Consider the following 14,198-nt stretch of genomic DNA (forward strand, 5'->3'; position numbering starts at 1 on the left):
TCCTGTAAGGAAACCCTTCGCTGGAAACATTCTCTTACAAGCTTTTAAGGGTGTCGATTAAGCTCAAAGCCAGGGTACAAGCGCCCTATAGTGGCGTAATGACCTGATTGATAAGAGCGGAGCAGAGAAATGCTGGGTTTGACCGATAGGTCATTGCTGTTGGTTAGACAAAGGTCTAATCCCGCCGGGGTAGTCTGCCGTGCTAGGTGCGCGCAAGGTTCTAAGTGCGGGCGGTAGGACGTCAGGTGTTACTACGCGCTCGCTCTTAAGCGGGCCATATCCTTCATGGGCGGCGCGCCAAACAACCGGCTGTATTCGCGGCTGAATTGAGAGGGGCTTTCATAACCCACCCGGTGCGCTGCCGACGAGCAATCGATGCCCTCATGGAGCATCAGGCGCTTGGCTTCCTGAAGGCGTAGCTGCTTCTGATATTGCAGTGGGCTCATCGCAGTCACCGCCTTGAAGCGATGATGTAGCGTTGAAGGGCTCAGATTGACGCGCCGGGCAAGCTCATCGATCTTCAACGGCTCGATGTAGTTCTGATTCAACCAGTTGATGGCGCGATTCACACGGTGGGTTTGGCTGTTCGTTATTGCCATTTCGTACAGTCGATATCCCTGGGGGCTACGCAGTAACCGATAATAGATCTCTCGTAGCACCAGAGGGGCCAGCATCGCCGCGTCACGCGGGGTGTGCAAGAGACGAACCAGTCGAGTCACGGCATCGAGCATGGCATTATCCACGCGCTCGACGTACAGGCCCCGGTGGGCTGGTACGACGGGGACACCTGTCGGGCCGGCGTCGGCTATCAGGCGGGTAATTTCTGCCGGGTCCAGGTTGATCCGAATACAGAGATAGGGGCGCTCGGGGGTAGCCTCGATAATCTGGCCAGTTACAGGAAGCGAGACGGAGCCCACCAGGTAATACAGCGGGTCATAGGTAAAGCATTCATCGCCAAGCGTAACCTGCTTGCGACCTTGTGCGATGACACAAAAGCTGGGGTTGCTGATCCCATGCACAGGGTCTGAGGGCTGGCTTGCACGCATCAGGCAGAGACCGTCGATCCGGGTGGTATGAGCGCCATCTGTCAACGTAAGCTGATCGATCAGCGCTGCCAGTTCCTGCTGCTGAAGCGTGTCTCGACTATGAGTGGATTCATGCGTTACACAGTCCATGCTGATCCCCTGAAGCTTGTGGTTCCCATTGTATCGGCGTGCACAGGCGTACCGATCAAGTCAGGCGTCACGATAACCAAAAGTGGCAATGCAGGGTTATATCAATTCTGCTGACTTCTTGCCTGATCCTGTCATGGTATGCCCGCGGTCCGCAGGATTGTGAAAGCCAGCGTAGTCCAACCTTGCCTGCAGAGCGCGAATAATCGTGTTGGATAGGCGCTCCCTGGCCCACTGCATTCTTCTCCGTGCAGGATCAGGCAAGAAGCGAGCAGGATCCGTCTAACGTCTGAATGCCTTTCGGCTCTAGCCTTGTCACTAACGCGGCAACACCGGCCGCCCTCACTGACAGGCAAGGAGATTCGTATGAAAGGTCTAGAAGGCAAGGTCATCGCAATTACCGGCGCAAGCAGTGGCATTGGCGAAGCAACCGCACGGTATCTGGCGGCACAGGGCGGCTTCGTCATTCTAGGGGCGCGTCGTACAGAGCGGCTTGAGACCCTGGTAGCTGAAATCAGGGCGCAGGGCGGCAAGGCTGACTACCGCCGGCTCGACGTTACCGCATTGGAGGATATGGAGTCGTTTGTGCAGTTCGCTCAGCAGCAGGGCGGACATCTGGATATATTAGTCAACAATGCGGGTGTGATGCCGCTTTCCAAGCTTGAAGCGCTCAAGGTTGACGAATGGAATCGCATGATCGATGTAAACATTCGGGGCGTGCTCCACGGGATAGCAGCGGGCTTGCCGGTCATGCAGCAGCAGCGTAGCGGACAGTTCATCAATCTGTCTTCGATTGGCGGGCATGCTGTCAGCCCTACTGCCGCGGTTTACTGTGCAACCAAGTTTGCCGTCAGGGCCATTTCCGAAGGGTTGCGTCAGGAGGTAGGGGCCGATATCCGCGTCACTGTGATCTCGCCCGGGGTAACGGAGTCTGAGCTGGCTGACACCATCACCGATCCAACCGCTCAGGCAGCCATGGACGCGTTTCGCCGAGGGGCTATTTCACCGGAGTCCATCGCGCGCGCCATTGCGTTTGCAATCGAGCAGCCTGCCGAAGTGGACGTAAGCGAGATTATCGTCAGGCCGACCGCGAGCCCTTATTAAGGGCTTTCGGTTTCATCCCATGGCACTTCATCTCGGAGGAGGACTCATGTCCGCATCGCCTTATATATCGTTGCTCTTGATCCATGCCCGTACCGGGCGCTCCGCAGCCCTCAGGGCATGTCTCAGGGGATTGCCTTATCCAGGGCAGACGTGTCTCACCTTTACCGTCATGCCATCGCCAGAAGAGGAAAACTGCTGGTTGGTGTATGGCCAATGGCAGTCGCAGTCGGATATGGACAGCTACTTCAATACGCTTCCAGCCGAGCTGTGGATGCGCCTGGTAAATGGCTCCCTTGCGGCCCGTATGGAGTTCATGACGTTCGAAGGTAACGAGTTGCCCAACGCCTATCGTTGGGCAACTCCACGGTTCAGCTCGCCTGGTTGCGGCTCCTATGCCTGTTGTGGCTAGGCGCAGGCGCCATTGTAAGTTGTGAGCTGCGTTTTACGTCATTGGGAGTAGGTGTTCTCATCGGCGGTAGCGGGGTGGTAGTCCGTAGGAGCGCAGAGGCTCAGGTTTTGCACCGGCACCAGGCGAGCCGGGCCCATTGGAACTCGTGTTGCCGCCACAGCCAGCAGATTGAACGTACCTTGAGCCGCAACGGCCCAGCGTCCGGTTACGGGCTCGCCGCGAAGCAAGGTAGCGGCGGCCAGAAGGAGCTTCAATCCGCTGCAGGTATCGATATTGAGATGAACCGTCATGGGCAGCTTGCGCACCAGACCATACTCGTAGTTGGTCAGAAGGCTGTAGGTTGCGGTTGAAAGACCTGCAACGGCAAACAGTTGGCGGGTGCGCGGTCCCCACTCGTTGACACCTGCCAACGCCAGACAGAGGCCTGCAGAGGCATAGTCCAGAAGGCCGTGCATGCGAGGTGATAATAACTTGGCTGGCGCCAGCCGATCACGACCCTGATCCATGCCAGAGACGACAATTTCATTACTCATGTCGGTTGCCCGGGTATCGAAACGACCGGTGATGAACCGATGGACCAGCTGCGACATGAGCGGCGCGGCGGTGTAGTGCGCGTTGTGCGCCGCGCCTTCTACAACCACCAGTTTGCCGTTGGGAAGTAGACTGGTGAATTCCTCTGCCCACTGCTGGGTAAGGGTCTTATCGTATTGGCCACGGATTACAAGGGCAGGAACATGCACGTGGGACAGACGGTTTTCTATGGGGTCGTCCACCGTTCTGCGAAGCTGCTGAACCATGCGTGGCAGGCCATTGGAAAGATACTCCATGTGCATCAGCGGGTTGATCGAGGGTGCCTCGAACGGCATGTTCAGGACGAGGCGGGCGTACTGCCGCGCCGGTGTCCGATAGGCCGGGTCTGGCGTAGGTGCGATCAGGATCAGGCGCTCGACTCTATCCGGAAAGCGTGCCGCAATTTCAACGGCGATTTGTACGCCTACGGAGTTGCCGCACAGCACCGCCTTGTGGATTCCGTTGGCGTCCATCCAGGCCAGCAGATGATTCGACTGCTCTCTGACATCCGGGCCTGCCGGCCACTTGGACATCCGCGGCGCAGGCGAGCGCCCGAAACCGGGCAAATCGGGGGCCATGACGTTATGACCCATCGATGCGAGACGTCTCCCCAGCGGGACCATATAGCGGCTTGAAAGCGCCAGGCCATGAATCAGGATGATTGGAACCTGATGTGGATCGTCTTCATGGGCTAGCCAAGTGCGGGCGTGCATGCGAATGCCGAGCGAAGGAATAGTCGTCCAGGTTTTGTAAGGGGCGTAAGCGAGTTTGAACATAAGGGACAGCTCCCATGTATATCGAGCCTTGCCCAGGTCGCAGCGTGCCTGAAGGCATCATGAGCCAATCATGCGGCATGCGCGGGCTCCTGGGCGTGAGCATTGTAAATGTCGTCTGAACATGCAGAAAAAAGAAGGCCCGCAGAGCGGGCCAAAACGAGCTTTGAACAGCTCGCTGCCGCGAAAGGGCCCGTTCCATCAAGGGCCCAGAGGGGAAGTTATTGCCGGGAAGTAATCAGTGATGATGAGCAGGTTCCGCAGTGAATAGCGGCTGAAATAAATGGGGCTGCACATCTCAAGACTCCTCATGTCACGGCGTATCACCATCGGTCTGAGCATAAGCTCGTACCGATTCGAATGTGAAAAGGGCAAGGTCAGCAAATATATGCCTTGCTTAATGACCGATAGTTTGGAAAAGAAAAAGTGCCTTGGAAGCGACGAACGTAAGTACCTTTTATCCCTTGCAAAACGATGACGGAGCCGATCGAACGATACGTTGAAGCTGACTAGAGAGGTAGACGGAACCCTGTCTTGTAATACCAGCCTGATAATAAGTAAGCGAGCCGCATTTCCAGCCTGTTGCAGCTTAGTGCAGGTTAATAGGCGCATTGACAATGGCTTTATCTGATTGTGAATATGTTTAATCGGTCAGATTGGGATGAGACGGCTATAATGAATGTTGGTATTACTTATTGAGGAAAGAGGTGCTCATGATCACTGACGTGCGCGAAGCGTGGCAGGAAATGGTAGAAGCTCAGCGAGCCTTCAACGCAACGTGGCCTTCGGCGGTGGTTCATGCACAAGTCTGGTTGCTTCCCATCAACAAGGAGCCTAAAGGCCAGACTAAAATCACACCGATGGAGCTAGTGGGCGAGCCTGCCATCGAGGCTGCGAAAAAGGCCATCCTGCAATTCGAGCAGGAGGAGGGGCAGCACCCTAGTACTGTCATGCGGCTCCCAGGGTGGATCGGCGTTTCGCAGTCAGTGCTGGAGTACGCCCGCGAGGCCAATGCCGCGCGTGATCGTTTTCTTGAGGTTCTGGCTCAGGAAACGGCCTCCATGAACCTGAAATCGCTATCCAAGGGAAAGCATCTTCGGAGCATTCTCAAGCTGCCGATCGTCATCAAGCAGATCGAGCGCCATATCCAGGTGTTTGAAGGGGTGCCACGGCGTATCCTGTTCACCTGGGCGGGTAAAACGGCGGCCCCGGAAAGCATCCCTGTCAAGGATGTGATCGAAAAGATCGAAACGCAGCTGGCTGATGCCGTGGCCAAGGCTGATATGGACAAGGAACGCAATCTGAGGCTTGAGCTCAAGGCGTTGGGGTTTCTGGATGCGAAGGCCGAACTGCATCGCTACCGTCCTATTGCGCCCCATCCGCGCGTGATGCTGTATTTCTCCAAAAGCCCTCGTTATGACGCCATGCCTCACGCCAATCTGCCGATTTTTGTTTCACTGGATGAGAAGCAGCCGTGGCCGCGGGTCGATGCGCTCGAAGAGTTTGATGCAGAAAACGCTCAGGCTGAGCGCTCGGACAAGGTGCCCCGCCAGGAAATCATTCCGCGCCTGGGGCTGTACCTTAAAACCGCGCCCGACCGTAAGCGCAGCCCCAGGACGGCCCGTGGGGACTCGACCGCCGTGGCGCGAGCGTTAGTCTCGTCTACTTATCAAAAGCGTTGAGTGGTAAACGGACACTCACAATATGTACGCAGAAGGTGGATTAAATAAGGGTCAACAGACTAACGCATTGGTTGAATGGAATATGTTCCGTTTCGATGACTGAAAGACTCTATTTTCAATTCATGTGCGGGGCATTGCCAAATCTTATTCATATGCTGTTTGCTAAGCGAGTAATGCTTTATACAAAGCAATACTCGCTCAGTTCATATATAAGCATCTGCTTGTTAACGGTTATTTACAAATATTTACTCAATTAACTGTTTGAATATGCTGCTTAGTGAATCTGTTCGCATAATTAGTGCGTTGCAATCTTGACCGATAAAGTGGAAAAGAATTCTTAATTGCTTGGAAATCATGGCGTTAAGACATTAAAGCTCATTATATGAAGGGTCGGTTTGCAGCTATTTATAATTCTTAATATTCGTGTAATTAAATGTTCATGCCTTGCGGGGCAACATTCACTCTTCTGGCAGCGATTGGGGTTCGAAAGAATCAGGACGTTGCTGGAAATATGCTCTTCTCTGCAGCCGTGTAGTAGCAGTTGGCGCATGTCTAATCTTTCAATAAGGAGATATTGATATGAGTAATGTTACTCCGACCAGCACCAGTTCTTCCGACGCTGCTATCGACAAAATGACTGCCGCTTTCGATGCCGCCATCGAAAAATCCGCGAAGATCACTGAGATCACCACCGAGAAGAAAACTGAGCTTGACGCGACCAAACAGCGTCCTCAGAACTAAGGTGTGGACGGGCGGCGCCTTATGGCGCCGTCTGTTTGTTCAGACAGCTTTCCAGATTGGACCTGCATGCAGGCTGGCCTTGCCATGCGTGCCGGGTCAGGCAAAACAATGATGTCCGCAATGTCTTCTCTTCCCGGCTCAAAACCTGCAGTGCCTACTCTTGAGGTCATTGCGGGACTGCATACCGGCGTATCGGTATCGCTGGATGAACCTGCCTATTGCCTGGGTGCCTCCGACGAGGTGGATCTGGTGCTCAGGGATGCAGGCGTTGCGCCTCGCCATGCCGTGTTGCGTCTGGAGAAAAATACAGTCGCCGTTGAGGCAATTGGAGGCGATGTACTCACGGCTGAAAAACGAATTCCTTTGGGCAAGGGGCTGCGCCTGCCATTACCGGTCGAGTTATCCGTTGGAGAGGCTCGAATCCGCTTATCTGCTCCGCTGACAAAGTTGGTTGCGCCTCCCAAGCGATGGCCTGTTACCCACGCCGGTATGATGGCACTTTTTGGCGCGGCGGTATTGCTAGGCCTGTATACATTGATCGGCACCAGCGAAGCCGAAGATCGCTTATTGCCTATTGCCAACGCGCCAGTTAGCCCGGCACTCGACAGCGGCGCTGATCAGGAGCCCGTGGTGCGGGACGATCAGGTTGCCCGGCAATTGCTGTCCCGACTTGAGGCCGCTGGACTTTCCGCGCTGCATGTGAAATCACAAGGTCGCCATTTCATGCTCTCTGGTGAAATTGATACTGCTCAGCAACCAGCCTGGGTCGATATCCAGAAGTGGTTCGATGGTGAATATGGCAGCAGCCATGTACTGGTCAGCTCGGTCACGCTACGCAAGGCGCCGGTTTCTCCCCGTGTCAGGTTCCAGGCGGTATGGCTGGGACAGGATCCTTATGTGGTTAGTGAGTCCGGTACACGTCTTTACCCCGGCGCATCGCTGGACGACGGCTGGGTGCTCAAGGGGATAGAGCCGCAGCGGATTGTCCTGAGTCGCAACGGCCACGAGTTTGCCCTGACCCTATGACGCTGCCATTGCTTACACAACCCCTGGGTGGGAGGCCTTTTCGATGAGAATCGATACCAGCCGACCGCTGGACCTGCAGCGGCCTGAAGAGGCGTCCAGCGAATCCCTGCGTCGGACCGGCTCGGTTGCCAGGGTTAGGCAGAGTGAGGTGTTCGAGTCGCTGCTGCGGCTGCGCAGCCGGACTCCGTTCAAATCCCTGCGTAACGAGCTGGCGGAGCTGATCGGCCCTCCCGTTAACGACCCTGGCATCTTCAGCCCTGGCCACTCGCTTCAGGTGCTGGAGCACATCATTGATACGGTGTTGCCTCGGCTGGACGCCGAGCCGGAGATCAAGGCACTTGCTGCCAGCCTGCTTGAGCAGGAAATCCAGCAACGTCGGGAGCTTGGGATGCGGTTGAGCGAGATCGACGATTTATGAACGTACAGGATCGAGAGGCAGTACAACTGCTGCACTCGCTTGGCGCTCTGTATCTACGCAGCGGACAACAGCGACGAGCGCTGATCTATCTGCTTCTGGCTATTCAGATCGACCCGGCAGATACCGCTTTGCTGCGTACGCTCACCAATGGCTTTATTGCCACAGGTGATGGGGAGCGGGCACTGGCTGCTATCGGAAGGCTGGAGCAGCTTGAAGGGTCAAGCATGCCGCTCAAGTTTCTGCGTAGCCGCGCATTATGGGCGTTGGGTGCCAAAGACGAGGCACGACGCTGTTTTCGTGAGTATCTGGATAGTCGGAGGGCCGTAACGTGCTCGCCAGATTGAACCGCCTGGCTGTAATGGCCTCACAGCGTACCGATATCGTCATTGCGCTGTTCATGATGCTGGCCATCGTGATGATGATCATCCCGCTACCCACAGTAATGGTCGATGTGCTTATCGGCACCAATATCGCGTTCAGTCTGTTGGTTCTGGTCGTTGCGTTCTACGTGTCGCATTCAGTGGATTTCTCTGCACTCCCGCCGGTAATTTTGCTCAGTACGCTGTTTCGCCTGTCGCTTTCCATTACCACGACCCGGTTGATCCTGCTCAACGGAGAAGCGGGGGATATTGTCGAGGCATTTGGCAATTTCGTGATTGCCGGTGAGGTGGTCATTGGCCTGGTGGTTTTTCTGATCATTACCGTGGCGCAGTTCATCGTTATCACCAAGGGCGCCGAGCGAGTGGCCGAGGTGGCGGCTCGCTTCACTCTGGATGCGATGCCAGGCAAGCAGATGAGTATCGACAACGATCTGCGTAATGGTGATATCGATCAGGCCGAAGCCCGTCGGCGTCGCTCACGCCTGGAGCGGGAAAGCCAGCTCTATGGGGCTATGGACGGTGCCATGAAATTCGTGAAAGGAGATGCGATCGCCGGATTGGTCATCCTGTGCGTGAACCTGCTGGGTGGCTTGCTGATCGGTATGATCAAGCGGGGCATGCCCTTTGGCGAGGCGGTGCATACCTATTCGCTATTAACCGTAGGCGATGGGTTGATTGCCCAGATTCCTGCCCTGTTGATTGCGGTTGCCGCAGGCACGGTAGTCACGCGCGTCACAACCGATGCAGAGACAGATCTCGGCACGGAAATTATTAGTCAACTAAGCGCCAACCAGCGGGCGTTGGCACTGACATCGGCCATTCTGCTGGGCGTTGCGTTTATTCCGGGATTCCCGGCGCCTGTATTCATCGCCATTTCGCTGGTCCTGGGCGGAACGGCCTTCTACATGCATCGGCGTAAACACACCGCGGAACAAGTTCCGGCTGCTCAGGAGGAGCCGGAACCACGTGAGGTTACGGCTGAGCCAATACAAGACGCGGAAGACACGGGTCATTTCCGCATTACGCTATGGATCAGTGAAGCCCATGTGGCACAGCTCTCGCTCAATACGCTTAGGCAGCGATTGGACAGTACTCGTTACGAGATCAGTGAGGACTTGGGTGTCGAGCTTCCCCGTATCGGCTTGCGCATTGACCGCAACGCCGTGGCGGAGCGGTTCAGGATTGATCTGGAGGGCGTGCCCGTCATGGAGGGAGCTATCCGCCCTGATGCGGTGTTGCTGCAGGACGATGAAGTTCATCTCGAGCTGCTGGCAATCGAGCATACAGCCTCGGCCCCGTTGTTACGCCGTAAGCCTGCCCTGTGGGTGGATGCACAACAGGCTGCCACGCTGGTAGAGGCTGGGGTAGGGCATCTGGATCTGGCGCAGACGTTTGACGCCTGCATGGATCAGACCTTACGCCGCTATGCGGCTGAATTCCTGGGTATCCAGGAGGCCCGTCAGATCCTGATCGAGATGGAAGAGCAGTATCCCGAGCTCGTTAAAGAGGCCCTCCGTGTGCTGCCCTTGCAGCGAATCGCGGATGTGCTGAGGCGGCTGGTCAGTGAGCATATTTCCATCCGCAACCGCCGCGCCATTCTTGAGGCGATTGTGGAGTGGGCACCGCGTGATCTGGATACGCCCATTCTGACCGAGCACGTCCGTGCTGCGCTAGCCCGGCAGATTTGCTATGCGTACGCCGACAGTCACCGCGTCATTTCGGCCTATGTCTTTTCCCGGGATTTGGAGGAGGCACTACGGGCGCCACTGCGCCGTAGTGATAAAGGCCGCCCTACGGTGCTGCCACCCGAATTGGCCCGCACCATTACGATCCAGCTTCAGCACGCGTATGACGTTGCCAGTCATGATCTGAATCCGGTGGTCATGGTGACGGCGGACATCCGTCGCCCGCTCCGGCAGTTGCTGACCCGGCATGATCTGGATGTTCCCGTGCTGTGCTACCAGGACCTGACCCGGGAATTCACCGTGCAGTCGCTGACGACGCTCACGCTACCGGAGGCCAATGCGGCCTTGCCACACACCGTAACGGAATCGTTGACGGCTCCACAACCGTTGTAAGGGAACAGAAAGGATGGTGAGGGTGTTTGAGGATTACCGGCAGGCAGGGTGTGTGCCGAGACCAACGTTAAGACAATGGCTGATTATCGGTTTCGGTTGTCTTTTACTGTCCGGCGGCTGGCTGGCTCCCGGGTGGGCCGTTGCGCAACCTGTTGAGGGGGCGAGTTCTGAGGGGCGTGTGCTTTACCTCGCCTCGGGGGAGGGCCAGATTGTGAAATTCAAGGCGCCGGTAGAGTCGGTATTTGTCGCTGATCCTGCCATTGCCGATCTGCGCGTTGTCTCGCCGGGAGTGGTGTATGTCTATGGCAAGACCAGTGGCGAAACTAATCTGATTGCCCTGAATGCAAGCGAGGACATTCAAGGCACTTGGCAGCTCAAGGTCCAGCCCAATGTCGGGCCGATCAAGGAGGCCGTACAGGCATTGCAGCCAGGCAGCAGCGTTTCGGTGGCGCAATCCGGCCAGCGGCTGATAGCCAAGGGAGCCACCCAGGACGTTGCGTCGGCGCTGGATGTAAATGCATTACTCGATAGCCAGACACCAGCCGGTGGCCCGCCACCCCTGAACACCACGACTTACCCTGAATCGCCCCAGGTCAATATCCGGGTACGTTTCGCCGAGGTGTCACGCGAGCAGTTGCTGCGGTATGGGGTGAACTGGAATGCGCTCATTACCCGTGGTTCGTTTTCGTTCGGGCTGGTGACAGGCGGTCCGCTGGCGCAGTCGGCAGTAGCCGGGGCCACGAATCTGATCTCGGCAGGTTACAGCTCCGGCAGCGCCAATATCGATGTGCTACTCGATGCGCTGCAAAGTAACGGCATTCTCGAAATTCTGGCAGAGCCAAACATCACGGCGGTAACGGGGCAAACGGCCAGTTTCCTGGCAGGGGGCGAAGTGCCGGTACCGGTTCCTGTAAGTCGTGACCTGGTAGGTATTGAATACAAGCCATTTGGTGTATCGCTGCTCTTTACGCCTACGCTGCTTCCCAGTGGGCGTATTGCTATGCAGGTTCGCCCCGAGGTCAGCAGTCTTTCAACGACCAGTGCTGTGCAGATAGCGGGTACCAGTGTGCCAACGTTTCAGGTCAGGCGGGCCGATACGCGTGTGGAGGTAGGCAGCGGTCAGACATTTGCCATCGCCGGTCTTTTCCAGCGCAACAGCGCGCAGGACATGGACAAGCTTCCCATGCTGGGTGACGTTCCGATCCTGGGCGCATTGTTCCAGTCCAAACGCTTTCAGCGCAACGAAACCGAACTGGTCATTCTGATCACGCCGTACCTTGTCGAGCCTGAGTCAGACCACACGCTGGCTACGCCACTTGATCCGAGCGCGTCCAATCCTGCACAGCACTTGGCGCGAACGTCTACCGCGCCCACCAAGCCTTACTCGGAGTTCGGGTTTTATGTGGATTGATTCAAGACACTCCCTTGCTGTGCTCGGCGTGGCTGTCATGCTGCTGACGGGGTGCTCGCTGGAGCCGGTGTCCTATGCATCGGATTATGTCCGTCTGGCTGATCGCAACGGTCAGGCGGTATGGGTGCCCCGTGTGTGCTTGAGTCCCGAAACGGCGGCAGCGCCCGATCGTTTACCCATGGGCTGCGCCAATGCGCTTAATCTGGCCAAAATGATCGAGCGACCTACTGACCTACAGCGTGGGCGTCCGATGGGACCCGCTATGGCCGCTCCGGTAGCGCGTGCGGCAGAAGCCTATATCACCGGGCACACCGCCGATGACCTCAGGCGGCAACGGCTGGAGCAGGAGGCGGCAAGCCGTAACGCTGCCGGAATGTGATGATGTTCGTCAGATCAGGTCTGGCGAACATCTTTAATTGGGATGAGTGGCGATAAGCCCTACCGCCTGGGCGCGTTGCATCGGGTCGCGCAGGGACTTGATCTGCCGGGCCTGTTCGAGCAGCCGGGCTTTTTGAGCCGGTGTCGTTTGGGGAATGACCAAGCCCGTAGCCTCCTGCTCGTGACCGGCCAGTACCAGTGCCAGAAGCAGGTTGCGGTAATGGCCTGGCATGGCCAGAGGGGAGCGGGTGACTTCACGCAGCCGTGTGACGGCACGATCCGGTGAGCCTCCCAACGCCATGGCGACGGCCTGATTGCTTTGGATGTCCAGATTGCCGGGCGCCAATTCAAGCGCCTGGGAAAAGGCTGTTTCCGCTGCGGCTGGCTGGCCCAACAGACTGTAGGCCGTGCCCAGCTTGCTATAGGTACTGGCCGTTTTCTTGAGCGGGGCAACTTCCTTCAGCGCATTGGCCGCACTGCTGGCATTGCCGAGCCGTAGCTGGGCACTACCAAATCCCAACAGCGCGTCGGGATTATGGGGTTCCTTTATCAAAGCCTCGCGAAAGGCCTGGGCAGCACCGTTGGCATCTCCGCTGCCAAGCCGGGCATTACCCAGACGAATGAACGCGGGAGCGTCCTGCTGCTGTTGAGCCGCGCGTGCATACAGGGCCGACGCGGTGGCAGGGTCGCCCCGGCGTTCGATGTCGGATGCCAGTTTGTCCAGCTGAAGATCAGAGTGGGGATTGGAAGGTGCAGAGCTGCAACCGGCCAGCCAGGAGCACACAACAGCCAGGGCGAGCCGGGTAGGGCGGGAGGTAGGCAAAATCACACTCCATGTTTTGACTGCAAAGAGCCACATCCTGCGCATTTGGCCGGACAAACATGACAGCGCGATGACAGCGCCCGGCTGTGTTTGAGGCTTGTCCTGTACCGCCCTGGTTCTGTGATACAGACAACACTCATTGGGTGACTTGCAACGGGCTTGTCACAAAGCCTCACCATACTCGGGGCATCGAGAAAGTGTCCGAACGTTCCGGATAAAGGATAAGCCGGAGTCGTCGTTTGGTTTGCTTCGTACAGGGATGGATCACTGTCTGCCATCGGTTCGAGTCGTATGTGGCATCGAGCCGGGTATGGAAGAGATGAAGAAGAACGAGCAAGCCATGCCGTTGCCTGTTTTTACCGCTCGCTGTTTACGTTCACTGTGTTGCCTGCTTGCGCTTGCAGGGGTTGCGCTTGATGGCTGGGCACAGACAGAGAAACCTGCCTGGCTGGACCAGCCCTATCACTACGTTGTGATTGATCAGGATGTACGCGGCGTACTGATGGAGTTCGGTCGTAATCTGTCATTGCCTGTGGTCTTGTCCGATCAGGTCAAGGGCAGGGTACAGGGCCATGTGCGGGCGGAGCACGCGGGTGAGTTTCTCTCGCGTATCAGCGCCACCCAAGGGCTGGTCTGGTACTACGACGGCAGCGCCCTGCATGTGAACGCCAACCGCGAGCTGATCAGTCAGATCATCGATACCCGCCGGTTCGATCAGAAGGCTTTGAGAGGCGTGCTCGACCAGCTGGGCCTGGTAGGCGAGAACGTATCGATACAGCTCAACCCCGGCCGCTCGGTTCTGAGCGTATCCGGGCCGCCTGCCTACATTGGCTACGTGCAGCGCAGTCTCGAAGGCCTGGAAAGGCCCGTTATTTCGAGGGGAAAAAGCCAGGGCATTCGTATCTTTAGGGGTGGCGCGGAAACCGAAGTCTTTAGCGGACAGGGTTGAACATCTGGCCTTTTGGCCCTCACAGACAAGGAGAAGGACATGGCAACAGCACCCATAGATAACAGCAGTACCGGCAGCGTCACTAACAGCGAGCAGACATTTGATGCTGCACTCGAGTCGTCCGATACCGGCATGACCGATGAAGAGTTCACCCAGCAGTTGGTGGACGGTGCGGTGACCGTCGCCGGGCAGATGATCATCATGCCCCGTGCGAACGAAATCCTGAATGAGGCGATGTCGGACGAGTAAGTCTGGCGGCCCTGTGCATTATCGACGTGTGTCTG

15 protein-coding genes are annotated in these 14,198 nt (G+C 57.0%); 12 read left to right on the top strand and 3 right to left on the bottom strand.

What is annotated here, in order from left to right; translation table 11 throughout:
• Window positions 1–251: 251 nt before the first annotated feature.
• On the bottom strand, window positions 252–1,175 hold the full coding sequence (locus GM154_RS09770; protein WP_122042665.1) for an AraC family transcriptional regulator: 924 nt from the start codon (window positions 1,173–1,175) through the stop codon (window positions 252–254).
• Between the two features lie 363 nt (window positions 1,176–1,538).
• Here GM154_RS09770 and GM154_RS09775 point away from each other — a divergent pair, with 363 nt between their 5' ends.
• Window positions 1,539–2,276, top strand: a complete 738-nt coding sequence (locus tag GM154_RS09775) for an SDR family oxidoreductase (RefSeq protein WP_219652086.1) — start codon at window positions 1,539–1,541, stop codon at window positions 2,274–2,276.
• 46 nt (window positions 2,277–2,322) lie between these two features.
• Entirely contained in the window at window positions 2,323–2,685 is a 363-nt protein-coding gene (locus GM154_RS09780; protein WP_219652087.1) for a putative quinol monooxygenase, read from the top strand.
• 38 nt (window positions 2,686–2,723) lie between these two features.
• Here the strand turns inward: GM154_RS09780 and GM154_RS09785 are convergent, their stop codons facing one another.
• Window positions 2,724–4,031 (bottom strand): alpha/beta fold hydrolase, encoded by a 1,308-nt coding sequence (locus tag GM154_RS09785; RefSeq protein ID WP_219652088.1) that lies wholly within the window; start codon window positions 4,029–4,031, stop codon window positions 2,724–2,726.
• A gap of 710 nt (window positions 4,032–4,741) precedes the next feature.
• Between GM154_RS09785 and GM154_RS09790 the strand changes: the two genes are divergently transcribed.
• The 8 genes from GM154_RS09790 to GM154_RS09825 all read left to right on the top strand — a co-directional run bounded on the left by GM154_RS09790 (window position 4,742) and on the right by GM154_RS09825 (window position 12,143).
• Window positions 4,742–5,710 (top strand): DNA replication terminus site-binding protein, encoded by a 969-nt coding sequence (locus GM154_RS09790; protein WP_122042661.1) that lies wholly within the window; start codon window positions 4,742–4,744, stop codon window positions 5,708–5,710.
• A gap of 579 nt (window positions 5,711–6,289) precedes the next feature.
• A complete protein-coding gene (locus GM154_RS09795) occupies window positions 6,290–6,451 on the top strand; it encodes a hypothetical protein (protein ID WP_010798161.1) in 162 nt (53 codons plus the stop codon).
• A 120-nt stretch (window positions 6,452–6,571) separates the two neighbouring features.
• Window positions 6,572–7,477: an FHA domain-containing protein gene (locus tag GM154_RS09800; protein ID WP_219652089.1), complete on the top strand. Its 906-nt coding sequence runs from the start codon at window positions 6,572–6,574 to the stop codon at window positions 7,475–7,477.
• Window positions 7,478–7,520: 43 nt separating this feature from the next.
• Entirely contained in the window at window positions 7,521–7,895 is a 375-nt protein-coding gene (locus GM154_RS09805; protein WP_219652090.1) for a hypothetical protein, read from the top strand.
• The gene (locus GM154_RS09810) at window positions 7,892–8,239 is read left to right on the top strand and encodes a lipopolysaccharide assembly protein LapB (RefSeq protein ID WP_150347488.1); all 348 of its coding nucleotides are present in this window, start codon (window positions 7,892–7,894) and stop codon (window positions 8,237–8,239) included. The genes GM154_RS09805 and GM154_RS09810 overlap by 4 nt, the downstream gene beginning before the upstream one ends.
• A gap of 14 nt (window positions 8,240–8,253) precedes the next feature.
• Window positions 8,254–10,353 (top strand): type III secretion system export apparatus subunit SctV, encoded by a 2,100-nt coding sequence (sctV, locus tag GM154_RS09815; RefSeq protein ID WP_219652125.1) that lies wholly within the window; start codon window positions 8,254–8,256, stop codon window positions 10,351–10,353.
• A gap of 52 nt (window positions 10,354–10,405) precedes the next feature.
• Window positions 10,406–11,764: a type II and III secretion system protein family protein gene (locus tag GM154_RS09820; protein WP_374940311.1), complete on the top strand. Its 1,359-nt coding sequence runs from the start codon at window positions 10,406–10,408 to the stop codon at window positions 11,762–11,764.
• Complete coding sequence (locus GM154_RS09825; protein WP_219652092.1) at window positions 11,754–12,143, top strand: CpaD family pilus assembly lipoprotein; 390 nt, start codon at window positions 11,754–11,756, stop codon at window positions 12,141–12,143. The genes GM154_RS09820 and GM154_RS09825 overlap by 11 nt, the downstream gene beginning before the upstream one ends.
• Before the next feature lie 33 nt (window positions 12,144–12,176).
• On the opposite strand, the gene GM154_RS09830 is transcribed toward GM154_RS09825, so the two are convergent.
• Window positions 12,177–12,965, bottom strand: coding sequence for a tetratricopeptide repeat protein (locus GM154_RS09830; protein ID WP_219652093.1), 789 nt, complete (start codon window positions 12,963–12,965; stop codon window positions 12,177–12,179).
• A 244-nt stretch (window positions 12,966–13,209) separates the two neighbouring features.
• Here GM154_RS09830 and GM154_RS09835 point away from each other — a divergent pair, with 244 nt between their 5' ends.
• Together GM154_RS09835 and GM154_RS09840 are read left to right on the top strand one after the other, a co-directional pair.
• Window positions 13,210–13,914 carry a type III secretion protein gene (locus GM154_RS09835; protein WP_219652094.1) on the top strand — a complete coding sequence of 235 codons (705 nt, stop codon included), beginning with the start codon at window positions 13,210–13,212 and terminating at the stop codon, window positions 13,912–13,914.
• A 39-nt stretch (window positions 13,915–13,953) separates the two neighbouring features.
• Window positions 13,954–14,163: a hypothetical protein gene (locus tag GM154_RS09840; protein ID WP_010798170.1), complete on the top strand. Its 210-nt coding sequence runs from the start codon at window positions 13,954–13,956 to the stop codon at window positions 14,161–14,163.
• The last annotated feature ends 35 nt before the right edge of the window (window positions 14,164–14,198 follow it).

This window comes from Pseudomonas sp. MAG002Y, assembly GCF_019400845.1.
Classification (GTDB): Bacteria; Pseudomonadota; Gammaproteobacteria; order Pseudomonadales; family Pseudomonadaceae; genus Chryseomonas; species Chryseomonas luteola.

What these genes read in the sequence shown, in the direction of transcription:
- GM154_RS09840 (WP_010798170.1), top strand. Translation starts at nt 13,954, where the DNA reads ATGGCAACAGCACCCATAGATAACAGCAGTACCGGCAGCGTCACTAAC.
- GM154_RS09790 (WP_122042661.1), top strand. Translation starts at nt 4,742, where the DNA reads ATGATCACTGACGTGCGCGAAGCGTGGCAGGAAATGGTAGAAGCTCAG.
- sctV (WP_219652125.1), top strand. Translation starts at nt 8,254, where the DNA reads ATGGCCTCACAGCGTACCGATATCGTCATTGCGCTGTTCATGATGCTG.
- GM154_RS09805 (WP_219652090.1), top strand. Translation starts at nt 7,521, where the DNA reads ATGAGAATCGATACCAGCCGACCGCTGGACCTGCAGCGGCCTGAAGAG.
- GM154_RS09795 (WP_010798161.1), top strand. Translation starts at nt 6,290, where the DNA reads ATGAGTAATGTTACTCCGACCAGCACCAGTTCTTCCGACGCTGCTATC.
- GM154_RS09810 (WP_150347488.1), top strand. Translation starts at nt 7,892, where the DNA reads ATGAACGTACAGGATCGAGAGGCAGTACAACTGCTGCACTCGCTTGGC.
- GM154_RS09775 (WP_219652086.1), top strand. Translation starts at nt 1,539, where the DNA reads ATGAAAGGTCTAGAAGGCAAGGTCATCGCAATTACCGGCGCAAGCAGT.
- GM154_RS09770 (WP_122042665.1), bottom strand. Translation starts at nt 1,175, where the DNA reads ATGGACTGTGTAACGCATGAATCCACTCATAGTCGAGACACGCTTCAG.
- GM154_RS09785 (WP_219652088.1), bottom strand. Translation starts at nt 4,031, where the DNA reads ATGTTCAAACTCGCTTACGCCCCTTACAAAACCTGGACGACTATTCCT.
- GM154_RS09800 (WP_219652089.1), top strand. Translation starts at nt 6,572, where the DNA reads ATGTCTTCTCTTCCCGGCTCAAAACCTGCAGTGCCTACTCTTGAGGTC.
- GM154_RS09825 (WP_219652092.1), top strand. Translation starts at nt 11,754, where the DNA reads ATGTGGATTGATTCAAGACACTCCCTTGCTGTGCTCGGCGTGGCTGTC.
- GM154_RS09780 (WP_219652087.1), top strand. Translation starts at nt 2,323, where the DNA reads ATGTCCGCATCGCCTTATATATCGTTGCTCTTGATCCATGCCCGTACC.